Annotated in this window: 19 protein-coding genes; 13 read left to right on the forward strand and 6 right to left on the reverse strand. The window is 70.8% G+C overall.

What is annotated here, in order from left to right; translation table 11 throughout:
- The first annotated feature begins 33 nt into the window (after positions 1–33).
- The 4 genes from Q664_RS13390 to Q664_RS13405 all read left to right on the forward strand — a co-directional run bounded on the left by Q664_RS13390 (position 34) and on the right by Q664_RS13405 (position 5,305).
- Positions 34–1,191 (forward strand): hypothetical protein, encoded by a 1,158-nt coding sequence (locus Q664_RS13390; RefSeq protein ID WP_043394348.1) that lies wholly within the window; start codon positions 34–36, stop codon positions 1,189–1,191.
- Positions 1,192–1,986: 795 nt separating this feature from the next.
- Positions 1,987–3,750, forward strand: a complete 1,764-nt coding sequence (locus Q664_RS52015; RefSeq protein ID WP_152622078.1) for a Tox-REase-5 domain-containing protein — start codon at positions 1,987–1,989, stop codon at positions 3,748–3,750.
- 11 nt (positions 3,751–3,761) lie between these two features.
- Positions 3,762–4,499 carry an immunity 52 family protein gene (locus Q664_RS13400; protein WP_084609828.1) on the forward strand — a complete coding sequence of 246 codons (738 nt, stop codon included), beginning with the start codon at positions 3,762–3,764 and terminating at the stop codon, positions 4,497–4,499.
- Positions 4,500–4,576: 77 nt separating this feature from the next.
- The gene (locus Q664_RS13405) at positions 4,577–5,305 is read left to right on the forward strand and encodes an immunity 52 family protein (protein WP_043394350.1); all 729 of its coding nucleotides are present in this window, start codon (positions 4,577–4,579) and stop codon (positions 5,303–5,305) included.
- Positions 5,306–5,330: 25 nt separating this feature from the next.
- Here Q664_RS13405 and Q664_RS13410 read toward each other — a convergent pair whose 3' ends face one another.
- Positions 5,331–6,302: an L-threonylcarbamoyladenylate synthase gene (locus tag Q664_RS13410; RefSeq protein WP_043394352.1), complete on the reverse strand. Its 972-nt coding sequence runs from the start codon at positions 6,300–6,302 to the stop codon at positions 5,331–5,333.
- 35 nt (positions 6,303–6,337) lie between these two features.
- Here Q664_RS13410 and Q664_RS13415 point away from each other — a divergent pair, with 35 nt between their 5' ends.
- Genes Q664_RS13415 through Q664_RS13435 form a run of 5 tightly spaced genes read left to right on the forward strand, consistent with a single transcriptional unit; the run spans position 6,338 to position 12,153 of the window.
- Positions 6,338–7,747, forward strand: coding sequence for a TIGR01777 family oxidoreductase (locus Q664_RS13415; RefSeq protein WP_043394354.1), 1,410 nt, complete (start codon positions 6,338–6,340; stop codon positions 7,745–7,747).
- A gap of 14 nt (positions 7,748–7,761) precedes the next feature.
- Positions 7,762–8,697, forward strand: a complete 936-nt coding sequence (locus Q664_RS13420; RefSeq protein WP_043394356.1) for an ABC transporter ATP-binding protein — start codon at positions 7,762–7,764, stop codon at positions 8,695–8,697.
- Positions 8,694–9,419: an ABC transporter permease gene (locus Q664_RS13425; RefSeq protein WP_235216682.1), complete on the forward strand. Its 726-nt coding sequence runs from the start codon at positions 8,694–8,696 to the stop codon at positions 9,417–9,419. The genes Q664_RS13420 and Q664_RS13425 overlap by 4 nt, the downstream gene beginning before the upstream one ends.
- Positions 9,416–11,218 (forward strand): motility-associated ABC transporter substrate-binding family protein, encoded by a 1,803-nt coding sequence (locus Q664_RS13430; RefSeq protein ID WP_043394358.1) that lies wholly within the window; start codon positions 9,416–9,418, stop codon positions 11,216–11,218. Before Q664_RS13425 ends, Q664_RS13430 begins: the two co-directional genes overlap by 4 nt.
- Positions 11,215–12,153 carry a hypothetical protein gene (locus tag Q664_RS13435; RefSeq protein ID WP_043394360.1) on the forward strand — a complete coding sequence of 313 codons (939 nt, stop codon included), beginning with the start codon at positions 11,215–11,217 and terminating at the stop codon, positions 12,151–12,153. The genes Q664_RS13430 and Q664_RS13435 overlap by 4 nt, the downstream gene beginning before the upstream one ends.
- On the opposite strand, the gene Q664_RS59010 is transcribed toward Q664_RS13435, so the two are convergent.
- Genes Q664_RS59010 through Q664_RS56315 form a run of 3 tightly spaced genes read right to left on the reverse strand, consistent with a single transcriptional unit; the run spans position 12,154 to position 14,036 of the window.
- Complete coding sequence (locus tag Q664_RS59010) at positions 12,154–12,294, reverse strand: hypothetical protein (protein ID WP_160174398.1); 141 nt, start codon at positions 12,292–12,294, stop codon at positions 12,154–12,156.
- Positions 12,295–12,315: 21 nt separating this feature from the next.
- Entirely contained in the window at positions 12,316–12,720 is a 405-nt protein-coding gene (locus Q664_RS13440) for a response regulator (RefSeq protein ID WP_043394362.1), read from the reverse strand.
- On the reverse strand, positions 12,717–14,036 hold the full coding sequence (locus Q664_RS56315; protein ID WP_235216683.1) for a sensor histidine kinase: 1,320 nt from the start codon (positions 14,034–14,036) through the stop codon (positions 12,717–12,719). Before Q664_RS56315 ends, Q664_RS13440 begins: the two co-directional genes overlap by 4 nt.
- 224 nt (positions 14,037–14,260) lie before the next feature.
- Here Q664_RS56315 and Q664_RS13450 point away from each other — a divergent pair, with 224 nt between their 5' ends.
- Both Q664_RS13450 and Q664_RS13455 read left to right on the forward strand, forming a co-directional pair.
- Entirely contained in the window at positions 14,261–15,769 is a 1,509-nt protein-coding gene (locus Q664_RS13450) for an FAD-dependent oxidoreductase (protein WP_043394364.1), read from the forward strand.
- Between the two features lie 43 nt (positions 15,770–15,812).
- Positions 15,813–16,529: a DNA-3-methyladenine glycosylase family protein gene (locus Q664_RS13455; protein ID WP_084609832.1), complete on the forward strand. Its 717-nt coding sequence runs from the start codon at positions 15,813–15,815 to the stop codon at positions 16,527–16,529.
- 49 nt (positions 16,530–16,578) lie between these two features.
- Here Q664_RS13455 and Q664_RS13460 read toward each other — a convergent pair whose 3' ends face one another.
- Positions 16,579–17,268, reverse strand: coding sequence for a phosphoribosyltransferase (locus Q664_RS13460; RefSeq protein ID WP_043394366.1), 690 nt, complete (start codon positions 17,266–17,268; stop codon positions 16,579–16,581).
- Between the two features lie 150 nt (positions 17,269–17,418).
- On the opposite strand from Q664_RS13460, the gene Q664_RS13465 reads away from it, so the two are divergent.
- Positions 17,419–19,836 carry a DEAD/DEAH box helicase gene (locus Q664_RS13465; RefSeq protein ID WP_235216684.1) on the forward strand — a complete coding sequence of 806 codons (2,418 nt, stop codon included), beginning with the start codon at positions 17,419–17,421 and terminating at the stop codon, positions 19,834–19,836.
- Between the two features lie 12 nt (positions 19,837–19,848).
- Positions 19,849–21,255, forward strand: coding sequence for a ribonuclease H-like domain-containing protein (locus tag Q664_RS13470; protein ID WP_043394368.1), 1,407 nt, complete (start codon positions 19,849–19,851; stop codon positions 21,253–21,255).
- 22 nt (positions 21,256–21,277) lie between these two features.
- On the opposite strand, the gene hemA is transcribed toward Q664_RS13470, so the two are convergent.
- The gene (hemA, locus tag Q664_RS13475) at positions 21,278–22,528 is read right to left on the reverse strand and encodes a glutamyl-tRNA reductase (RefSeq protein WP_084609853.1); all 1,251 of its coding nucleotides are present in this window, start codon (positions 22,526–22,528) and stop codon (positions 21,278–21,280) included.
- Between the last annotated feature and the right edge of the window lie 76 nt (positions 22,529–22,604).

Below are 22,604 nucleotides of genomic sequence, written 5' to 3' on the forward strand. Positions count from 1 at the left end.
CCTGCACCCCCGCGCCGGGGGCGGCCCACCGGAGTGGATGAGGTCTCCGCCGAGGCCGCCGTGCTGGCCGAGGACGTGCTGTGTTCCCCCGATCGCCTGGAGCGGATGTCCGAGGGGATGGTGCTGCTGCGGGAGATGTTCCAGTTGGGCGGGCCGCTGGCGTTCCTGCGCTGGTCCTGGGACGAGTTCGTCCCGGTCGTCGAGCGGCACATCCACCGGGTGTCGGAGGAGGTGGAGGACATGGAGGAGCGCAGGGAACTGCTGTTCGCCCGCTGTGCTCCGGAGCTGCTCGGGCCCGAGCGCGTGGAGCGCTTCGATCAGGGGTTCCGCCGGGCGCTGATGGCGCCAGGGCGGACGCTGGAGGAGCGGCGCGCGCTGGCCATGACGGTGTTGGAGATGCAGGGGGTTCCTCGTCACCCGCCGTATACGTACGGGCGGCACCACACGATGGCGTGGTTGATGATGGCCCAGGTCTCCGAGTGGGCGGAGCGCCGCGCGCGCCTGAACGACGCCGTGGCCCGTGCCCATGGGGTGCGGCCCGGCGGGCAGACGGGGCCCTGGATGAGCCCGGGGGTCCTGCGGCAGGCCCTGGAGCCTTCCGAGGCGCAGATGGCTGCCTTGCGGGCGGTGGCGGATGCCGACCCGGAGCTCATGGAGCTGATGGAGAAGTACGAGACGTCGCTGCTCCTGTCCATTCTCGACGGCCGGACGCCCGAGGTGCTGCACGGCGAGGAGTGGCTGTGGCTGACGGTGGTGTTGCGCGAGCCGCTGCGAGTGGGGCCGGACGAGCAGGTGCCCTGGGTGGATGTCGAGGCCCTGCTGGACAGGCTCGACGAGGAGGTGAAGCAGGCCGTGCTGTCTCGGGTGGACGCGGCCAGCCGGGATCGCTCGTCTCCGCCGGAGGCGCAGCAGTGGTTCGAGTGGGCCTACAAGGTGTTGCTGATGCGCCCGCTGGCCTTCTTCGGGGCGTTCGCGAAGGCACGCGCGGCGCCCCTGCGCGAGCGCTTCGAGGGGGAGGCGGTGTTGGTGGAGGAGTTGCGGCGGCGTGAACGGTGGCGCGCGGAGGAGCTGGAGCCGTACCGGCTGAACCTGGCGGCGCGCGGAGCACACGGGGCCGAGCAGCGCGTGCGGCGGCTCCAGGCCTTGTTGCGCGGGGAGGCGCCCGCACCGGGCTCGCGCATGAAGGTGTGAGCCACGGAGGGTCCGCTTCGGACCTCCCTGCGACGTCTTCAGGGGAAGGTCACGCCGCGCACGGTGAGGGGGCGCGCTCCGCCCGCCTCGCCCAGCTTCAGGAGGAAGGTGCCCTGCGACTGCTGCTCCGTGGCCTCCGCCTCCACCACGAGTTGTGCTTTCTCTCCCCCCAATAGTCGGCATACGTCAGCCGCCACGTCACCGGGCCCGGCCGCACGGGGATGAACCTGTCGGCACCTTGAATGTGCACCACCCCCTCGGAGCCGCGGTAGAGCAGGCCTGGTTCCTTCATGCTCTGCTGAGCACCGGGGGGGCACTCGGCGGGCGGCGGTAGCGGTGACGGGGGCAGCACGTAGGCCGTGGTGGCGGGGCTGGGACACCCGCTGGCCAGGGCGCAGCCGAGCACGGCCGCGCCCACCTTGGTGGCCGTGGAGCCCGTCTGCTTCGGGGGAGGGGAGGCTTTGGCTGACGAGCACCGCACCGGCGGCCAGGAACACCCGGCGCGTGCGTGCGGCGGGCCGCGTGGCTTCGTGGGCCCGTGGAGCAGGTGGGGATTCTGTTCCGGGCATCGGCCTCGTGGGTTTCTGGGGATGCCCCTTCTCAAGCACTCGTGGGTGCCGCTGGGGGTGGTTGACTGGTAGACGTCTACCAGCCCACGCTCACGGACTCGTTTCACCGCACCGGGGCTACGGATGCGCCGCCACTCGCTCGCTGTTTGTCGCGGACAGGGGTTCCGCCGCGAAGATCAGTCTGGGCGCGTACAGCTGGGAGGCGTTCCTTTCTGGGAGGTCTTTCATGCACCTGAATTCATCCTGCTCTCCCCCTGACGGCGGAGGGATGCGCTCCAGCCGCGTGGTGCTGACGCTGGCCTTGCTGGTGCTGGGCGGGTGCGCCAGGGGCGCGCCCATGGCCGGATTGCTCGCCAGCAGTCATTCCCGCCACCTGGCACCAGCCTTCTCCTCCCAGACGCGCCCGCCCGGGCCCGTGGACGACTCCGGCCGGACGGCCGTACCAACCTGGGACGCCCTCACGCCAGATGAAGACGACGATCCGGAGGACGACGTCGAGGAGGGGGCTGATGCCCCGGTTCTGATCGTGGATGCACCCGGGGACGAGTCCGGCTCGCGGAGGCGTCGCTCGGTGCGAGAAGAGGACGAGCCGCTGGAGGACGAGGGCGGGGGCCAGGTGGGCTGGAGGGATGGGGTGGGGGAGGGGCGACCCTGGCCGGTGCCCTTCAGCGTGGACCATTTCCAGGGCCTGCTGGTGCAGGTGGGCGTGTCCCCCGGTGTGCTGCCGGAAGACGGGAGCACCCTGTCGCCCCATCAGGCGGTGCAACTGTTGGCGCACCTGCTGGAGGCGGAGGCGGGGCTGGGGGCGTTTCCCCGGCAGCGCATGGCCGCGCACCTGCTGCTGGAGGTGGCCACGGGCGAGGGGCCGGTGACGCGGGAGGAGTTGCACGCGCGCATGGACCGCTTCCACCGGTTGAGGGTGGTGAGGCCGGACGGCTACCTGGTGCGGGCGGTGACGGGAGAAGCGGTGCAGCGGGCCGGCGAGGTGCGGCTGGCGCCAGACGGCGTGCTACGAGCGGGCCTTTACGAGGTGGGCCCCTTCTACGCTGTGGAGGATGGGCAACTGTGGCCGGTGGACACGGGGCTGGAGGTGCCTCGGGGCGCGAAGCCGCTGGGCCCGTATGTGCCCGACGACGGCGTGGTGGGGCCGGCGCTGGAGGGAGCGGGGCTGGCGCTGGGGGACACGCTCGAGGGCGTGAGCCGGCTTGTCTTCCACCCGGGCGAGAGCCTGGAGGGCCTGACGCGGCTGCCGGGAGCGGTGCGCGTGCTCTTCCAGAACGCGCCCGAGTACTGGGAGTCCTTCCGCCAGAAGCCTCGGGGTGAGCAGGTGCGTGAGGGGTCACGGTTGCTGGCCAACGTGCTGCTGACGGTGGGGACCTCGGGGGCGGGGGCGGTGAAGGCGGTGGGATGGGGAGAGAAACTCGGCCGGCTGTCGGTGCCCCTGCTGACGTTGACGAAGCGAGGCGAGCTGGTGCTGCGGCTGGTGGCGGTGCCAGGGCGGGCCGTGACGGTGACGGGCCAGGGGCTGAGCGTTGCCTGGGGCCTGCACCTGGCCAAGGTGGGCTCGGGCCCAGGTGGCGGCTGGGTGCCACCTGTCGGCGGGCCAGGGCAGTGGGTGCCCAAGAACGAGCGGATGTCGCCGCGCTCGCGCGCCTTCCAGCACAAGGTGACGAAGGCTCCAGCGGGCTGGGTGTACCGCGTGTGGCGCAATGGCGAGAAGGCCGACTTCGATGGCTTCGACCTGGAGCAGCGCCTGCTGCAGGAGACCAAGGGCCTGGGCTATGACAAGCACTTCGACGCGAACCTCGAACCCAAGAAGTATTTCCAGGGGGCCAAGCGTCTCGTCAGGCAGGCAGAGCGGCAGCGCCGGGTCGCCAACGGCATCCCCATCCGTTGGCACGTGGCGGAGCCTCGGATGGTGGATATCCTCAAGAAATTGTTCAGGAATGCGGGCATCAAGGGGATTCAAGTGCTCTACACACCGCCGTAACCCTCTGGAGGATGATGCAGGTGAGGGAAACCTATTACGCCGCTGTTTATTGGGGTTGCCGCGTGGAGAGCGCGGACGCGTGCGCTCGTCGCGCGGAGACCTTCTTCCACCTCCTTTCCCAGTGCGACTCCGATTATAGCCGTTGGTTCGAGCAGGCGGACTCGCTCAAGAGGGCATTGCAGCTCCAGTTCGAGCCCACCGCTGACACCTTCGCCGGCCTCTTCAAGAAGAGGAGCAACAGGCTTGGAAAGGTCGGGTTCATCTTCGGCGCATGGACGGGACATGCGGAGAATGAGCGGGGCGGTATGGTCCGGGTCATCTGTGGTTCCGATGCGCTGGGTGCCCCCAACAGCTGTTTTCTCCAACTCCCTCTCGAGGCGCCAGGCACTGAGCGTGTGCTCACCGTGCCCGTGCTGACCGGAGTCATGCGGGCCATGGTGTTGGCCTGGGAGCCGGACTGGGGCGTCGTGACCTCTGACAACTTCCGCGACAGCTTGTCCGAAGAAGGGGATGTCGGCACGTTCCTGGGCTGGATGACGTACTTCTCCCGCTCGCGCGGAGAGATTCCGGCTTTACCAGCTCCAGTGCGTACCGAAGCCGTGGAGGACCAGGGCACTCTCTTGCTTCTCTCCCCCAAGCGCTTGACCGCATCTGATCCGGAGCACCTCACCTTGGGCCGCCGTGCCCAAGATGCACTGCTCGCCCGGGGGCTGCTCAATCCCGTGGTGTCCGGAAATCCCTCGTCCTGAGCGAAGCGAAACTCGCGAAGAGACTCGTCACACAAGCTCAACAGCGGATCTCGAGAACAGTCGTGAGGTCATTCGGAATGAAGGAGACGTATCAGGCTGGTGCCTATTGGGCGTGCCGCAAGGAGTCTGCGGAGGCGTGTGCCCGACGTGCGGAAAAGTTCTTTGGCCTTCTTTCTCGGTGTGACCCCATCTATGCGCATTGGTTCGAGCAGGCGGACTCTCTCAAGAAAGCCCTGCAACTTCAGTTCGAGCCGACCTTCGGGACCTTCATGCGCTTTTTCGGCAGGAAGGCGTATCAGAACGGACCGGATGGGTTCAGCTTTTCCGCTTGGACGGGCAACAAGGAAGAGGGGCGCGGTGGTTCCCTCCTGTTGACGTGCGGCTCCTGCTCGGAATTCTACAGCAATGTATGTCTTCTCTATCTGCCTTCCGCCGGAGCGGAAGAGGAGCGCGTGCTCACGACGTCCGTGCTCAGGGATGTGATGCATGCCATGGTGCTGGCTTGGGAGCCGGACTGGAGTGTCGTCACCTCGCATGAACTGCGCGGTGCCATGTCCGAGACGAGGCGGGCTGGTGATTTCGTAGGATGGGTGACGTACTTGTCTCGCAGCCGGGGGGAGGTGCCATCCTTGCCGGAGCCGGTGCAGGTGCAACCGGTGGAGGACAAGGGCGCCCTCCTCCTGCTCACACCCGAGCGCCTCACTGCGTCGAATCCCGAGCACCTCTCCCTGGCCAGGAGTGTCCAGGACGTGCTGCGCACGAGAGGCTTGCTCGAACCCGTCGTGTCCGGACGCCCGGAAACCTGAGCCGGTTTGCCCTCTCCAGCGTCCATCAGCCCCCGGCGGGCCGGGGGGCGGCGGCGCGGGACAGGCGGTCCCTCACGGCGATGCCCAGGCCCTCGGCGCGCGGGAGGCACGCCACCAGGACGTCATGGCCCTGCTCGTCCGCCTCGCGCAGCCGCGTATAGAGGGCGCGCGCCGCTCCGGCCGGGTCCTCCGGTACGTCGTAGCGGGGCACCCCCGGTGGCAGCGTGAGGCCCGGAGGCCCCAGCACGCCCACGTTGTGTCCCCGGGCACGCAGCGACGTCACCCGGGACATCACCTCCGCGGGCTCGGAGAGCACCACCCCCGCCCGGGGCGCGTAGTGCGAGGCGAGGCTCCCCGACACGCGCACCGTGGCCGAGGTCCTCACCGGCACCTTGCGCCCCAGGACGCGCTCGAGCTCCTCCACCGCCAGGCCTCCAGGGCGCAGCACCGCCGGCTCCTTGCCGCTCAAATCGATGATGGTGGACTCCACCCCCACCGTGCACGGGCCTCCGTCGAGGATGAGGTCCACCTCGTCCCCCAGGTCCGCCCGCACGTGCTCCGCCGTGGTGGGGCTCACCCGGCCGAAACGGTTGGCGCTCGGCGCGGCCACCCCTCCGCCCAGGGCGTCCAGCACCGCCAGGGCCACGGGGTGGTTGGGCACGCGCAGGGCCACCGTGTCCTGCCCTCCCGTCACCGCGTCCGTGGCGCGTGCCGTGCGCGGCAGCACCAGCGTCAGCGGCCCCGGCCAGAAGGCCTCCGCGAGCCTCCAGGCCTCCTCGGGGACGTGGCGGGCCCAGGAGGGCAGCTCCGAGGCCCGGGCCACATGGACGATGAGGGGGTGGGTGGCGGGCCGCCCCTTGATGGCGAAGACGCGGCGCACGGCCAGCTCGTCCTCGCAATTGGCCGCCAATCCGTAGACTGTCTCCGTGGGCAGGGCGATGACGCCGCCGCGCCGGAGGGTTTCCACTGCCCGAGTGAGGAGGTCCGAGGTAAGCATGCCTGTCGGGCGCAATCTGGCTCCCGGAGGGGACCATGGGCAAGTCACAGGTGTTCGAGGCGCGCAGTCAGATGCCGGTCGGCGCCGGTGAGGTGTTCGCCTGGCATGCCCGCGAGGGGGCATTCCAGCGCCTGACGCCCCCCTGGGAGCCGGTCGAGGTGGTGGAGCGTCAGGGAGACGGCATTCGCGAGGGCACCCGGGTGGTGCTGCGCATGAAGATGGGGCCGGTGGCCCTGCCCTGGGTGGCGAGACACACCCGCTACATCCCCGGCTCGCTCTTCCAGGACGAGCAGGTGTCGGGGCCCTTCGCGAAGTGGGTGCACACCCACCGCATGTGGGATGAGCCCGCGGGCGGTGGCGTGCTGGAGGACGAGGTGGAGTACGCGCTGCCGGTGGGGGCGCTCGGGCGGGTGGTGGGCGGGGGCTACGCGCGGCAGCGGCTGGAGCGGATATTCGCCTACCGCCACGCGGTGACGCGGGAGGACCTGCGGCGCCATGCGGCCTTCGCCGGACAGCCGCCGCTGACGGTGGCGGTGAGTGGCGCGTCGGGACTGGTGGGCAGCGCGCTGGTGCCCTTCCTCACGACGGGAGGCCACCGGGTGCGGCGGCTGGTGCGGGGCCGGCCCGAGGCCGGGGATATCGCCTGGGCGCCAGGCAAGGGCGAGATGGACATGGTGGCGCTGGAGGGCGTGGACGCGGTGGTGCACCTGGCCGGAGCGCCCATCGCCGAGGGCCGCTGGACGGAGGAGCGCAAGGAGCTCATCCGCCGCAGCCGCGTGGAGGGCACCCGGGTGCTGTGCGAGTCGCTCGCGCGGCTGGCGCGTCCGCCGAAGGTGCTGGTGAGCGTGTCGGCCATGGGCTTCTACGGCCACCGGGGCGACGAGGTGCTCACCGAGTCCAGCCCGCCCGGAGAGGGTTTCCTCGCGGAGGTGACGCGCGAGTGGGAGGCGGCCACCGCTCCGGCGCAGCAGGCCGGCATCCGCGTGGTGCACCTGCGTCTGGGCGTGGTGTTGGGCTCCGGGGGAGGCGCGCTGGCGAAGATGCTGCCCGCCTTCCAGGCCGGAGCCGGCGGCCGCATCGGCGATGGGCGACAGTGGATGAGCTGGGTGTCGCTGGAGGACGTGCTGGGCCTCCTCCATTTCGCCCTGTTCACTCCGGGCCTGCGCGGGCCCGTCAACGCGGTGGCGCCCCAGGCCGTGCGCCAGGAGGACTTCGCCCGGACCCTGGGCCACGTGCTCTCCCGGCCGGCGGTGATGCCGTTGCCCGCCGCCGCGGTGCGGGCCGCCTTCGGGGAGATGGGCGAGGAGACGCTCCTGCTCAGCTCCCACGTCCGCCCGGAGGTGGCCGAGCGCCAGGGCTTCACCTTCCTCCACCCCACGCTGGAGCAGGCCCTGCGCTTCACGCTCGGCAAGACGCGCGAGGGGCCGCGCTTCCGCCACGGTTGACGGAGAACGGCTCGATGATCCACGTCGAGGGGCTGACCCGGTACTACGGCGGCCACGCGGCCATCCGCGGCCTCTCCTTCGAAATCCAACGGGGTGAGGTCATCGGCTTCCTGGGCCTCAATGGCGCCGGGAAGACGACCACCTTGAAGATTCTGGGGTGCGTGCTGCTGCCCACCTCGGGGCGGGCCGTCGTCGATGGCCATGACGTGGTGAGCCACCCGCACGAGGTGCGCCAGCGCATCGGCTTCCTCCCGGATACGCCTCCGCTCTACGACGAGATGGGGGTGGGGGAGTTCCTCGCCTTCGTGGCGCGGTTGCGCGGCGTGCCCTCGCGCGAGGTGTCCGCCCGGGTCACCGAGGCCGAGGAGAAGACGGGCCTGCGCGACGTGGATGACGCGCCCATCTCCTCGCTGAGCCATGGCTACCGGCAGCGCGTGGGGGTGGCGCAGGCGCTCGTCCACCGGCCGGCGCTGCTCCTGCTCGACGAGCCGGGCAGTGGGTTGGATCCCCGGCAGATGGTGGAGATGCGCACGCTCATCCAGGGGCTGCGCGGGGCGGAGCACACGGTGCTCGTCTCCAGCCACCTGCTGCCGGAGATCAGCCAGACGTGTGATCGGCTCCTGGTCATCAAGGACGGGGAGCTCGTGGCCCAGGGCACCGAGGCGGAGTTGGGCCAGCGGCTGGGCAGCGGAGGTTTCATCGAGGTGGAGGTGCGGGGCGAGCGGGAGCGGGTGCTGGCGGCGCTCGCGGGGGTGGGTCCGGTGCACGTGATGGGCGAGGCGGAGGGCGTGGTGACGCTCCGGGTGGAGGCTCCGGCGGACCTGCGGCCGGGCGTGGCGCGGGCGGTGGTGGGCGCGGGCCTGGAGTTGCTCCGGCTGGACCGGGGGACGGAGAAGCTCGAGTCGCTCTTCCTGCGGCTCACCCGGGGCGGAGACGAGGCGGCACCATGATGCGGACGATGCTCATCGCTCGCCGGGAGCTCGCGGCCTGGCTGCGCACCTTCCAGGGCTACATCATCATCGCCATGGTGCTGGCGGTGGATGGCCTGCTCTTCAACGCCTTCGCGCTGGGCGGGGTGAGCAAGCGCTCCTCGGAGGTGCTCTCGCTCTTCTTCCAGTTCTCCAGCGGGACCACGATGGTGGCCTCGGTCTTCATCTCCATGCGGCTGCTGGCCGAGGAGCGGCAGGCGGGGACGTTGTTGCTGCTGTACTCCTCGCCGGTGAAGGACCACGAGATCGTCCTGGGCAAGTTCCTCTCGGCGCTGGCCTTCCTGGCGCTGATGACGCTGGCCACGGTGTTCATGCCGCTGCTGGTGATGGTGCACGGCAAGCTGTCCCTTGGGCACATCGCCGCTGGCTACCTGGGGCTGCTGCTGCTGGGCAGTGCGTCCCTGGCCATCGGCACGTTCGGCTCGGCGCTGGCGCGCAACCAGGTGCTGGCCGCCGTGCTCTCCGGGTGCATGCTGGTGGCGCTGCTGACGTGCTGGTTGCTTGCGCGCATCACCGAGCAGCCGCTCTCGGACGTCTTCAGCGCGCTGGCGCTGTGGAACCAGCACTTCCAGCCCTTCCAGGCGGGCGTGGTGCACGTGCGCGACATCGTCTACTACCTGTCCGTCACCTACGTGGCCCTCTTCGCCGCCACGCGCGTCCTCGAGGCGCGGAGGTGGCGATGACGCTCCGGCCCAACCCCTGGGTGTCCGTGCTGTACGGCCTGGGTCTGCTGGCCGTGTTCCTCGGCGAGCGCGTGATGGGCGCGGGGACGCAGCGGCTCGTGCTGAGCGGGCTGGGACTCACGCTGGCGGGGCTCGCGGTGGCGTGGCGTGGAGTGAGGGCGGCGAGGGCCTCGGTCGAGTGGCGGGTGCTGGAGCGCTGGCTGCTCGGCCTCTTCCTGCTGGGCGGGCTCGGCCTGGCGCTCTACTTCCTCCGGCCGGGCGAGCGGGGCTCCGTGGCGGTGGTATTGGGTGCGCTCTTCCCCGCGCTGCTGACCACCACGCTGTTGCCGCTCGTGTTGGTGGAGCTGGCGGCGGCGTCCATGGCGCGGGCGCCGGTGCCGCAACTGGGGCGGGTGCGTGCCGCGCTCTACTCGGGGCTGGGGCTGGCCTTCGCGCTCGTCTTCGCCTTCTCGGCGACCTATGTGGCCACGCGAGCGGACGTCTCGTGGGACCTGGCGTACTTCCGCACGGCCCGGCCGGGCGCCGCCACGCGCCTGCTGACGCGCCAGATTCCCGAGCCGGTGCGCGTGACGCTCTTCTTCCCACCGGCCAACGATGTGCGGCAGGCCCTGGAGCAGTACTTCCGGGAGCTGGCGCGGGAGTCCGGGTACCTCGAGGTGGAGGTGCTGGACCTGGCGGTGGCGCGGGCCCGGGCGAAGGAGCTGGGCGTGGGGGAGAACGGCACGGTGGTGTTCAGCCGGGGCGCTCGTCACGAGCGGCTGAAGGTGCCGCTGGAACTGGATCGCGCCCGCGTGCAACTGCAGCGCCTGGACGAGGATGTATACCGGCGGTTGCGTGTGGTGTCGCGTCCCCGGCGGGTGCTGTACCTCACGGCGGGGCAGGGCGAGCGGGGCCTGCAACCGCAGCCGGCCACGGCGCTGGAGAAGGCGCGGCCCGGCCTGTCGCAGCTCGAGGAGTGGCTGCGCGTGCTGAACGTGGAGGTGCGCACGCTGGGCATGGCCGAGGGGCTGGGGAAGGAGGTGCCTCGCGACGCGGCGGTGGTGGCGGTGGTGGGGCCCGAGCGGGACTTCTCCCCGGAGGCGCTCGCCACGCTGCGCCGGTACGTGGAGCGCGGCGGCAGGCTGTGGCTCGCGCTGGAGCCGGACGGTCCTGGCCTCGAGCCGCTGCTGGAGCCGCTGGGGTTGAAGCTGCTGCGCGTACCGCTCGCCAACGAGCTGCGTTACCTGCGCATGAGCCACCAGCGGAGCGATCGGGGCAACCTGGTGACGGCGAGCTTCTCCTCGCACGCGTCCGTCGGGACCCTGGCCTCGTTGGGCAGCGACGCGGCCATCGTCTTCGCCGGCGCGGCGGCGCTGGAGCCGGTGCCGCCCCTGCCCAAGGGGGTGACGCACGATGTCTCGGTGCGCGCTCCCGCCGAGACGTTCCAGGACACCAACCATGACTTCGCCCCGGACGAGGGAGAGTCACGAGGCTCCTGGCCCCTGGTGGTGGCGGTACAGAAGGCCGGTGTTTCGGGTGCCTCGCCCGCGCGCGTGGTGGTCATGGGGGACTCGGACGTGATGACCGATTCGGGCCCCCGCTCCTACGGCAACCCCTACCTGCTGATGGACACGGTGCTCTGGCTGCTCGGCGAGGAGGAGCTGGCGGGCGTGCTGTCCAACGAGGAGGACGTGCCCCTGCAGCACACGCGGCAGCAGGACGTCGTGTGGTTCTATTCGGCCGTCTTCGTGGCGCCTGCGCTGGTGCTGGGGGCGGGCTTCCTCGTGACGCGGCGCCGGAGACGGAGGGGCGCGCGATGAGGGCGCGGGGCGTGGTGCTCCAGGGGGTGCTGGCGGCGGCGGGACTGGCCGCGGCCTTCTTCGTCTGGCAGCGCGAGCCGGTGGGCGCTCCCGGTGAGGTGGTGGTGCTGGACGCGCCGGAGCGGGCGCTGGAGCGCGTGCGTTACGAGGACGCGTCCGTCCAGGTGGAGTTGTTCCGCGAAGGCCCGGGAGACGGCGCGCTGTGGCTGCGGCTGGGGGCGAAGCGGGAGCTGCGCGCCAACGAGACGGCGGAGCAACTCTTCACCCGCTTCGCGCCGTTACGGGCCACGCGGAGCCTGGGCGTACTGGAAGCGGAGAAGCTGGCCGAGGTGGGGTTGAAGGACAGCCCCCGGAAGCTGGTGGTGAAGCTGGCCAGTGGGGAGCACGCCTTCACCCTGGCCGCCCCGGCGATTGGCTGGGGCAGCCCGTACCTGCGGCGCGAGACGGACGGGCACGTCTTCCTCCTCTCGCCCTCGTTGCTGCCCGACCTGGAGAACGCCGCCCACCGGCTGGTGGACCGGACGCTGCACGCCTTTGGCGCCAGCGACTACGACACCCTCACCGTCACCGTGGGGAGCACCTCACGCACCTTCCTCGTCCGTGCGCGGGAGCGGCGGCCGGCGGAGCTCCTGCCCCGGGATGCGCCGGACACTCCGGATGAGACGGCCCGCAAGTGGCACGAGCGCGTGTGGCTGCTCGCGCCGGCGCAGGCGGACTTCCTCGGACGGGGAGAGGTGCCTCCCGGAGGTGAGCCCCGGGAGGCCTTCCGCGTGGAGTACCAGCGGGGAGCGCAGCGCATCGGCCAGCTCACCGTGGGACGCGGCGCGGGCGGTGGATTCCACGCACGCACCGAGTACACCGCCGGCTGGGCGAAGCTGCCCCCCTGGGCGGACTCCATCGTCCTGGAAGCGGAGAAGGTGGCCGCGGGGCACTGACTACTCGGGCTTCTTCAGCGCGGCCATGGCGCGGCCCACGTACTCCATGAGCCGCGGGTCCATTCCGGCCTTGGCGCTCATGCCGGGCTCCTGCTGGTACAGGGTGTTCAGCGACTTCTCGATGCCGGGGTTGCCGCCCAACGGCCGGGTGGGCGCGAGCGGCTACGCGGCGGCCACGGAGGCCAGCACGCGCTGCACCTCGCGCACCAGCGCGTCCGGCAGGCACGGCTTGGTGACGTAGGCATCGCAGCCGGCGTCATGGGCCTCGCGCGAGTGCCCGTCCAGGGCGTGGCCGGTGAGGGCCACCACGGGGATGGCGCGCGTGCGGGCATCACTCTTGAGACGGCGCGTGGCCTCCCAGCCATCCAGCACCGGCAGGGACAGGTCCATGAGGATGACGTCCGGGTGCAACGCGAAGGCCTTCTCCACGGCCTCCAGCCCGTTGCGCGCCTCGGCCACGCGGTAGCCGGAGTACTCGAGGTACTCCGCGTACATCTCGCGGGCATCCTGGTAGTCATCGACGATCAGGACGAGGGGCGCGGTGTCGTTGAGAGCTGGGCTGTTCATGTCCGCCTCGTTCGTCGGGGAAGGTACAGCGTGAACGTCGAGCCCTGCGCCACGGCGCTCTTGAGCGAGATGCGCCCGTCGAGCATGGCCGCCAACCGCCGGCAGATGGAGAGCCCCAGGCCCGTTCCGCCATAGGCCCGCGTGGGCGAACTGTCCACCTGCTGGAAGTCCTCCCAGATCTTCTCCTGGTGGATGGGATCGATCCCGATGCCCGTGTCCTCCACGGAGATGTGCAGCGTGGCGGTGGCCACCTCGTACGAGGCCAGCACCTTGACCGAGCCCTCGTGGGTGAACTTCAGGGCGTTGGACAGGAGGTTGACGACGATCTGCTTCACCTTCTGACGATCGCTGTACACCGGGGGCAGGTTGGGATCCAACGCCGCGCTCACCGCCAGCTTGGAGCGCGCGATGATCGGATCCAACTCGGCCATGACCTCCTGGATGAGCTCGGGCAGGCGGAACTCGGACAGGTGCAGCGGCATCCGGCCGGCCTCGATGCGGGTGATGTCGAGGATCTCGTTGATGATCTCCAGCAGGTGGCGGCCGTTGGAGTCGATGCGGGTGAGGCTGCGGCGCTGGGGCGTGGCGAGTTCGCCGTTGACGCCCTGGAGCAGCATGTTGGTGTAGCCGAGGATGGCGTTGAGCGGCGTGCGCAGCTCATGGGACATGTTGGCGAGGAACTGCGACTTGGCGGCACTCGCCTGCTCGAGCTGGATGGCCTGGCGGCGCAGCAGCTCGTTCTGCGTGGCCAGCTCCTCGGTGGCGGCGTTCACCCGGGCGGCCAGCTCGGTGGAAGCCTCCTCGAGCCGCGCGAGCTGGCGGCCCTTGTAGAGGCGGGTGAGGTGGACGCCCAGGTGGCCGACGAGCCACGGCGCGTCGGGGGAGAGCACCGGCTCGGGAGCGGCGATCAGCATCAGTCCGGGGGCGGGTGTGCCCGCGATGGCCCGGCCGAGCGACAGGGTGAAGAGGCCCTGGCTCGACAGCGGCAGCTCCGGCGGCAGCTGGCCGGGATGGAACCAGCGGGGCTCGCTCCACTGGAGCGCTTCCACCAGCGGGTGCTTCGCGTCATGCAGGGCGAGCGTGAAGCCCTCGGGCGTGGGCAGGCCGTTCCAGGCGATGGGTACCAGACAGTGCGAGTCCGACTCGTCGGGTGCGAGGCACAGCACCTGGCTCACCTGCGCGTGGTGGACGAGCCACGCGACCGCGGCCTCGGCGCAGATCCTGGCATCCTCGCATCCGAGCAGCAGCTCGGCGAAGGCGAGTCGCGCCTCGGGGCCGGGCACGGACGGCGACGGCAGGGCGGCGGTAGATGGCAAGAGGCGGCGCTCCGGTGTCCTCGTGATACGGGTCGAAGATGTTACTACCCAGTAGAGCAGAGGATCCCCACAGGTGTGAGTCCGCTGCCCCCGATGGCCAACACCGCCACGACCCGGGTGTTGGTTCTTGCACATCCCGAGGCTTCAGTGGAGGACAGGCAGGCAGGCGGGGGCGCCCGGCTGCTCGCCCTACCGGCCCCCGGGCTCGTTCCTAGCCTAGGGACATGGTGGAAGAGCGCACGCACAAGTCGTTGTGGACGGTGTCGGCCCCGGCGCGGCGCTACCCGTCGCTGCGGGGGGACCTCGAGGTGGACGTGGTGGTGATTGGCGGAGGCATCGCCGGTCTCACCACGGCGTACCTGCTCAAGCAGGAGGGCAAGAAGGTGGCGCTCCTGGAGATGCACCGGCTGCTGACGGGACAGACGGGGCAGACGACGGCGCACCTCACCGAGTTGCTGGACACGCCCTACACCACGCTGGCCTCGGACTTCGGGGAGAAGGGCGCGCGGATGGCGGCCGGCTCCACGCGCGCGGCCATCGAGCAGATCGCCGAGCTGGTGGAGCGGCTGCGGATCTCCTGTGGCTTCCAGCGGCTGCCCGGGTACCGCTACGCGGAGACGGAGCGGGAAGCGCGCGAGCTGGAGCGCGAGGCGGTCGCGGCGCGGCAGGCGGGGTTGATGTGCGCGCTGACGGAGGAGGTGCCGTTGCCGTACCCGGTGAAGCTGGCGCTGCGCGTGGAGGATCAGGCGCAGTTCCACCCGCGCGAGTACCTGCTGGCGCTCGCCGAGGGGATTCAGGGGGAAGGCAGTTACGTCTTCGAGGAGACGCAGGTGACGGAGCTGTACGAGGGGGTGCCGTGCCGGGTGCACACCCCGCGAGGCGTCATCACCTGCCGGGACGTGGTGGAGGCGACGACGACACCGCTCAACCGCGTCTTCCTGCACACGAAGCTGTACCCGTACCGGACGTACTCGGTGGCGGGGCGGCTCGAGGGACCACTGGAGGCCGGGCTCTATTTCGACAGCCAGAATCCGTACCACTACATCCGCACGCATCGGGTGGAGGGCGTGGACTACGTCATCGTCGGGGGCGAGGACCACAAGGTGGGCACGGAAGAGGACACGGACCGCCACTACGAGGCGTTGGAGGACTACACGCGGCGGCGCTTCCCGGTGACACGGTTGGAATACCGTTGGTCGGGCCAGGTCATCGAGCCGGCGGATGGGTTGGCGTACATCGGGCGCAACAGCAACTCGCGGCATGTGTGGGTGGCCACGGGCTTCTCGGGCACGGGCATGACTTTCGGGACGCTGTCGGGGATGATTCTGACGGACCTCATCATGGGGAGGCAGAACCCGTACTCGGCGCTGTATGACGCCACGCGAGTGAAGCCGAAGGCGGGGGCGAAGGACTTCATCCAGGAGAACGCGGAGGTGGCCTTCCGCTTCGTGGCGGACCGGATGGCGAAGCCGGAAGCGCACGACCTGTCCGAGGTGCCGCCTGGGGAAGGCCGCATCATGGAGGTGGACGGGAAGAAGGTGGCGGTGTTCCGCGAGGAGAGTGGGGCGGTGCACGCGGTGAGCCCGGTGTGCACGCACATGGGGTGTCACGTGCACTGGAACAAGGGCGAGCGCTCCTGGGACTGCCCCTGCCATGGGGCTCGCTACAGCCCGACGGGCGAGGTGCTCAACGGCCCGGCCGTGAAGCCGCTGCCGTCGAAGAAGATCCGCTGAGCCGGATGCTGCACGGAGCGCTCGTGGGTGGCACGATGGGTCCATGCCCGCCGCGACCGCTCGTGCCGTTCCCACCACTGACGCCCTTCCATCCGCCGACAGTCTCCTGCCCGAGGGCTTCACGCCCGCGGCGCGCAAGATGCTGGTGAAGGCGGATCCGACGCTTGGTGCGCTGATGAAGCAGGTGGGACCCTTCAGCATGAAGGTGAATTCGATCCAGAGTCCCTTCCTGGCGCTGGCGGAGTCCATCGTCTACCAGCAGCTCACGGGGAAGGCGGCGGCCACCATCTTCGGGCGCGTCTGCGAGCGCGTGGGCAAGGGACGGCGCTTCACGCCAGAAGCGGTGCTCGCGCATCCCGTGGAGGGCCTGCGCGAGGCGGGGCTGTCCGGAGCCAAGACGGCGGCACTCCGCGACCTGGCGGCGAAGGCCTCGGAGGGTGAAGTCCCCACGCTGGCCCGGGCGAAGCGCATGAGCGATGCCGAGCTGGTGGAGCACCTCACGAAGGTGCGCGGAATCGGGCAGTGGACGGTGGAGATGCTGCTCATGTTCCGGCTGGGCCGGCCGGACGTTCTTCCGGTGGACGACTACGGCGTCCGCAAGGGCTTCATGCGCACGTATGGCCTCGACGAAATGCCGCGCCCGAAGGACCTGCTGGCCTACGGAGAGCGGTGGCGTCCGTGGCGCTCGGTGGCGAGCTGGTACATGTGGCGCGCGTTGGAGCTGGACAAGCCGGTGGGCTCCGGAGGAGGGCGGGCCTGAGAATCCCAGGTCGAGCCCGTGGAATGTCCCCTCGCCCTCCGGGAGAGGGCTAGGGTGAGGGTATCGAGCGTCCCAGGTTGCCCCCGTAGCTCCGGGCCCGTGCCAACAACGCACGCACCTCCGCGTCCGTGACGTCGGGGTAGCGCTCATACCCGCTCGCTACGGAGACGAAGGGCTCGGGCCCGTGGCAGCAGACGAGCTCCTCGAACTCACCGTCCAGCATGCGCAGCGCCTCCTCGGAGGCCACGGGAACGGCGGCCACGAGGGCGCGAGCTCCGGCCCTGCGCAGCAACCCCGCGGCTCGACGCAGGACCACTCCGGCGGCCGAGCCGTCATCCACGACGACCACGGTCCTTCCCTCGAGCGAGGCCACGGGCGCACCCGGCCGCAGGGCGCGCACTCGCTGACGCAGTTGCCGCCGGGCGCGGGAGATGGCCTGCTCCAGTTCCTCGTCGGACAGATTCAACGCGTTGATCGTGGCGTCATGGAGCTGCGAGGCCGCGGGATACCCGAGCCACCCGAGTGTCACCTCTCGCCGGGGAGGTCCCATCACATGACTCACGGGCTGGACGAGCGTCACATCCAACGGTGCCCCGAGCACGCGGGCGACCTCGAGGGCCACGGGGACGCCCCCATGGGGTAACGCGAGCACGATGACGTCCTCGCGTCCGGCGAGGTGCATGAGCAACCGGGCCAGCGTCTCCCCGGCCTCGGTCCGGTGGCGGAAGGGGGCGTTCATCTGCGCACAACGTGCGGTGTGCTCCCAGGTGCCGCAACGCGGAGAAACCGCCCACGGGTCCATGTCACGACGCTCGCCGGGACGCTCTCCGGGGAGGAATGCGCTCGTGCGTTGCCTCGCCGGGTGCACGTCTGTACAGTGCCCGGCCCCATGAAGCGAGAGAAGGATGAAGGCGCTTTCACCGGCTCCCGGCGCAAGCCCTGGACGGGTCCCCGCGGTCTGGACGCCGTGCTCCAAGGCTGGCGCGACGACAGACAGCTCTCGCCTGGCTTCGTCCTCGACGAGGTGACGCCGGCCCGCCTGGGCTCCTACGCGCCCATTCCCGCCGAGGTGGCTCCCCAGGTGCGCGAGGCCCTCCTGCGTCGCGGCATCGAGCAGCTCTTCTCCCACCAGGCCGAGGCCTACCAGCTCGCGCGCTCCGGGCGCAGCCTGGTGATCGCCACGCCCACGGCCTCGGGCAAGAGCCTCTGCTACAACCTGCCGCTGCTGGACCGCTTCGCGCGGGAGCCGGGCGCGCGCGCCCTCTACCTCTTTCCCACCAAGGCGCTCTCCCGGGATCAGGAGGAGTCGCTGCGCGTGTTCATGCGCGAGGCGGGACTGGAGCACGGCGCCATCACCTTCGACGGGGACACCCCGGGGGATGCGCGGCGCGCGGCCCGTGAGCGCAGCGGCGTGGTGCTCACCAACCCGGACATGCTGCACACCGGCATCCTCCCGCACCACGCCAACTGGGCGCGGCTCTTCTCCAACCTGCGCTACGTCGTCATCGACGAGCTGCACACGTACCGGGGCGTCTTCGGCTCGCACCTGGCCAACGTGCTGCGCCGGCTGCAGCGCGTGGCGGCCTTCCACGGCTCGTCGCCGGTGTTCGTCCTGGCCTCGGCCACCATCGGCAACCCGAAGGCCCACGCCGAGCGGATGCTGGGCCGTGAGGTAGCGCTCGTCTCCGAGAGTGGCGCGCCCGCCGGTGAGCGCCGGGTCATGGTCTACAACCCGCCCGTGGTGAACGCGGAGCTCGGCATCCGCGCCAGCTACCTCAAGAGCGCGGTGAGGCTGGTGTCGGACCTGGTGCGCGCCGAGGTGTCCACGCTGCTCTTCGGCCAGTCGCGCAACAACATCGAGGTGATGCTCAAGTACCTCCGCGACCAGTTCATCGCGGACAAGATGGACCCGAACCTCATCCAGGGCTACCGGGGCGGCTATCTGCCGGGGACGCGCCGGGCCACCGAGGCCGCCATGCGCGCTGGTGAGGTGCGCTGCGTGGTGGCCACCAACGCGCTGGAGCTGGGCATCGACATCGGCTCACTGGACGCGGTGGTGTGCGCGGGCTACCCGGGCTCGGTGGCGGCGCTGATGCAGCGCTTCGGCCGGGCGGGACGCCGGGGCGCGGGCAGCCTCGCGCTCCTCGTCACCTCCAGCGCGCCGCTGGACCAGTACCTCGCGGGGGACCCACGCTCGCTCACGGGCGCTCCGGTGGAGCACGCGCGCATCGATCCGGACAACGTGGAGATCCTCGTCCAGCACCTCAAGTGCGCCGCCTTCGAGCTGCCCTTCGAGGAGGGAGACACCTTCGGGGACGTGCCGGCCGAGTCCACGGCGGACGCGCTGGGGTACCTCGCGCAGCACGAGGTGGTGCACCCCACGCCGGGCGCCGAGGGCAAGCGGATGTTCCACTGGTCCGCGGATGCGTACCCGGCCAACCACGTGTCGCTGCGCAGCGTGGGCTGGGACAACGTGGTCATCATCGAGCTGGGCACGGATCGGACGCTGGCGGAGATGGACTTCCGCTCGGCGCACACGATGCTGCACGAGCAGGCCATCTACCAGCACGAGGCCGAGCAGTACCAGGTGGAGCGCTTCGACTACGAGAACCACAAGGCCTACGTGCGCAAGGTGGCGCCGGACTACTTCACGGACGCGATGACGTACGTGCGCGTCAACGTCATCCAGGAGGACCAGGGCGCGGCGATGGGCCCCACGCTCCAGGCGGGCATGGGCGAGGTGAGCGTCATCGAGAAGGTGGTGGGGTACAAGAAGATCAAGTACCACACGCACGAGAACGTGGGTTACGGCGACGTGAACCTGCCCGAGATGCAGATGCACACCACGTCCCTCTGGCTCACCGTGCCGGAGACCGTGGTGCGCTCGCTGGGCGCGCCGAGGCCCGCCGTCATCGACGCGCTCCGGGGCATCGCCAGCGCGCTGCGGACGGTGGCGTGCGTGGGGTTGATGATCGACCCGAGGGACCTGGGCAAGACGCTCGGGAGCAAGGACGACGCGGACGGGCCGCCGCGCAAGGACGGAGGCGTGGGTTTCGACCCGACCATCTTCCTCTACGACAACATCCCCGGCGGGGTGGGGCTGGCCGCGCGCCTGTTCGACCAGCGCGACGAGCTGCTGCGGCGCGCCCGGCGGCTGCTCGAGTCATGTGGCTGCGAGGACGGGTGCCCCGCGTGCATCGGTCCGGCCGCGGGCGCCATGCCCGGGAGCGCGCCGGTGGATGCCCACCCGCGCAAGCGGCTCGGTCTGGAAATCCTCTCGGCCCTTGGCGTCGTGGCCCTGCAGTAGGCGAGGTGCGCCGTGGACTTGAAACGCAAGCTGGCCCGGCTTGGCGGTATCGGTCCTGGCGGGAAGCCGGGGGCGAAGCCGACTCCCGCCCCGGAAGCCCCGGCGGCCGAGGCCGCTGCTTCTCCCCCGGTGGAGGTGCCTCCCGCGCCCGTGGAGACGCCCGCCCCGGTGGAGCCCCGGAAGGAGCCGGACCCTCGCGTGGTGGCCCTGAAGCGGATGCTCGGAGACTGGTCCGAGCGACAGGGCGCGGCGGTGGCTCGCCGGGGTCCCACGGAGGCACCGCGTCCGGGTCCTCTGCCCGTCGAGCTTCGGACGACTCCGCACGGCGTCATCCACGTCTCCGAGCGGCTGCTCCCACCGGAGCACCACCACGGCAGCGCTCCGCTCGCGGAGGCCCTGGACGTGGAGTCACCGCTGGTGGCGAGCCTCGCGTTGCAGCCGGGGCTGGCGGGCGTGGACTTCCAGCGGATGCTCTTCCTGGACACGGAGACGACAGGGCTCGCGGGAGGAACGGGCACCGTGCCCTTCCTGGTGGGCCTGGCGTGGTTCGAGGGCCGCTCGCTCCGGGTGCATCAGCTCTTCCTGAATCGGCTGGGCGAGGAAACGCCGATGCTGCGGGCCCTCGCCGAGCGCATGGCCGAGTCCTCCTGCCTGGTGACGTTCAACGGCAAGAGCTTCGACTGGCCGCTGCTGCGCACGCGCTTCGTGCTCAACCGCGTGAAGCCGCCCGCGGAGCTGCCGCACCTGGACCTGCTGCACTGCGCGCGCCGCGTCTTCAAGTACCGGGGCTCCGGGACGCGGCTGGTGCACCTGGAGGAGCAGGTGCTCGACTACCACCGCGTGGGGGACGTGGACGGGGCGCTGATTCCGGACCTCTACTTCCGCTTCCTGCGCGGGGCGGATGGCTCGGCGCTGACGCCGGTGCTGGAGCACAACGCGAACGACCTGTTGCTGCTGGCGGCGCTGCTGGGCGTGCTGGGGCGGCGCTTCCGGGCGAGTGGCGCCGAGGGCGAGGACCCGAGGGATCTGCTGGGCTTCGCGGGCGTGGCGCTCCGGGCGCGGGACTACGAGCGGGCCCACGCCTTCGCCCGGGCCGCCGCGGCGGGAGACACGGGCGCGGTGGGCGCCGAGGCGCTCGCGATGGCTTCCCGCCTGTCGCGCCGGGTGGGGGATGACCGGACGGCGGTGGCGAACCTTCAGCGGGCGCTCGCGTCGGCGCGGGCGGACCAGGTGGCGCCGCTGCACCTCTCGCTGGCCAAGCTGTACGAGCACGGCCTCAAGGATCTTCCGCGCGCCCTGCACCATGCGCGGCTCGCGGCGCCCGCCGAGAGCTCCGACGCACTGCGCCGCCGCATCGAGCGCCTGGAGCGCAAGCTCTCCCGGGTTTCTCGTGAGTACGCGTTGGACTTTGGCAAGTGAGAGGGATTGGACAGCGGCGGGATCAGCCGTGCAGGCCGAACAGCTCCGCGGTGACACGGGCCAGCAGCACATCTTCCTGCGCGGTGCCTACCGCCCGCAGGCGCGCCGTGGGCTCGTGCAACAGCTTGTTGATGATGGCCCGAGCCATGGCCTCGACGCTCTTGCGTTGCTTCTCGGAGAGCGAATCGCCGAGCGACGACAGGGTCCGTTCCGCCTCGGCGCGGGCGATGGTGTCGGCGTGCTGGCGCAGCCGGGAGAGGACGGGCACGCCGTCGCGCACGGCCCGCTCGCGCATGAAGCGGGCCACTTCCTCGGAGACCAGCGCCTCCGCCTTCCGCGCCTCCTCGGCCCGGGCCGCCGCGTTCTCCAGGACGAAGCGCTGGATGTCGTCCACGTCCAGCACCCGCACCCGCTTCATCGAGCCCACCTCGGGCGCGATGTCGCGCGGCACGGCCAGGTCCACCATGACGAGGGGCCGCTGACGCCCCTCGAGCGCTGGCGCCACGTTCTCCCGGGTGAAGAGCGGCACCGGTGAGGACGTACCGCTCACCACCACGTCCGCGGAGGCGAGCAGCGTGAACAGCTCCTCGAGGGGACGCGCGGTACCACCCACCTCGGCGGCCAGGGACTCGGCGCGCGCGAGCGTGCGGTTGACCACCACCAGGCGGCCCACTCCCGCCCGCCGGAGGTGCCGCGCGGCCAGCGCCGACATCTCGCCCGCGCCCACCACCAGCACCGTCCGCTCCCCGAGCCCATCCCAGGCCTTGCTGGCGAGCGCCGCGGCCGCGCTGGCCATGGACGTGGCCGCCATGCCGATGGCCGTCTCCGTGCGCACCCGCTTGGCGCACCGGAAGGCCGCCGCGAACATGCGCGACAGCTCGCCGTGCACCGTGCCCGCGGCCTGGCTGTGCTCCAGGGCGTCCTTCACCTGGCCCAGCACCTGCGCCTCGCCCAGCACCATGGAGTCCAGGCTGGAGGCCACCCGGAAGAGGTGCGTGAGCGCGGCCTCGCCCCGGTGCTCGTAGAGCAGCCCGAGCACCTCCGGGCCTCCCATTCCGCCGAGCTCCTCCCGTGCCCGCTGGCGGGCCCGGGCCATGTCCGGCGAGGCCAGGTACAGCTCCACCCGGTTGCAGGTGGAGATGAGCAGGGCCTCGGCCGGGACCTGACCGAGCCGCCTCAGCAGCTCCACCTGCTGCTCCCCGGGCATCGCCAGCCGCTCGCGGACCGTCAGCGGCGCCGTCCGGTAGGACAGCCCGATGCACAGCAACTCCACCGTCTTCGACGTCCTCGACGAGGAATGGCCTGGCTCGCGTGCGTTCATGGTCCGTTCCGCTCCGGGTGGATGCTGA

The organism is Archangium violaceum Cb vi76 (assembly GCF_000733295.1).
In the GTDB taxonomy this organism is placed as follows: domain Bacteria; phylum Myxococcota; class Myxococcia; order Myxococcales; family Myxococcaceae; genus Archangium; species Archangium violaceum.

Bases quoted from the DNA above. Each gene is read 5' to 3' on its own strand.
- Q664_RS13440 (WP_043394362.1), bottom strand. From the start codon at position 12,720: ATGAACAGCCCAGCTCTCAACGACACCGCGCCCCTCGTCCTGATCGTC.
- Q664_RS13460 (WP_043394366.1), bottom strand. From the start codon at position 17,268: ATGAACGCCCCCTTCCGCCACCGGACCGAGGCCGGGGAGACGCTGGCC.
- Q664_RS13405 (WP_043394350.1), top strand. From the start codon at position 4,577: ATGAAGGAGACGTATCAGGCTGGTGCCTATTGGGCGTGCCGCAAGGAG.
- Q664_RS13410 (WP_043394352.1), bottom strand. From the start codon at position 6,302: ATGCTTACCTCGGACCTCCTCACTCGGGCAGTGGAAACCCTCCGGCGC.
- Q664_RS13450 (WP_043394364.1), top strand. From the start codon at position 14,261: ATGGTGGAAGAGCGCACGCACAAGTCGTTGTGGACGGTGTCGGCCCCG.
- Q664_RS52015 (WP_152622078.1), top strand. From the start codon at position 1,987: ATGCACCTGAATTCATCCTGCTCTCCCCCTGACGGCGGAGGGATGCGC.
- Q664_RS13415 (WP_043394354.1), top strand. From the start codon at position 6,338: ATGGGCAAGTCACAGGTGTTCGAGGCGCGCAGTCAGATGCCGGTCGGC.
- Q664_RS13400 (WP_084609828.1), top strand. From the start codon at position 3,762: ATGATGCAGGTGAGGGAAACCTATTACGCCGCTGTTTATTGGGGTTGC.
- Q664_RS13425 (WP_235216682.1), top strand. From the start codon at position 8,694: ATGATGCGGACGATGCTCATCGCTCGCCGGGAGCTCGCGGCCTGGCTG.
- Q664_RS13420 (WP_043394356.1), top strand. From the start codon at position 7,762: ATGATCCACGTCGAGGGGCTGACCCGGTACTACGGCGGCCACGCGGCC.
- Q664_RS13465 (WP_235216684.1), top strand. From the start codon at position 17,419: ATGAAGCGAGAGAAGGATGAAGGCGCTTTCACCGGCTCCCGGCGCAAG.
- Q664_RS13430 (WP_043394358.1), top strand. From the start codon at position 9,416: ATGACGCTCCGGCCCAACCCCTGGGTGTCCGTGCTGTACGGCCTGGGT.
- Q664_RS13435 (WP_043394360.1), top strand. From the start codon at position 11,215: ATGAGGGCGCGGGGCGTGGTGCTCCAGGGGGTGCTGGCGGCGGCGGGA.
- Q664_RS13455 (WP_084609832.1), top strand. From the start codon at position 15,813: ATGCCCGCCGCGACCGCTCGTGCCGTTCCCACCACTGACGCCCTTCCA.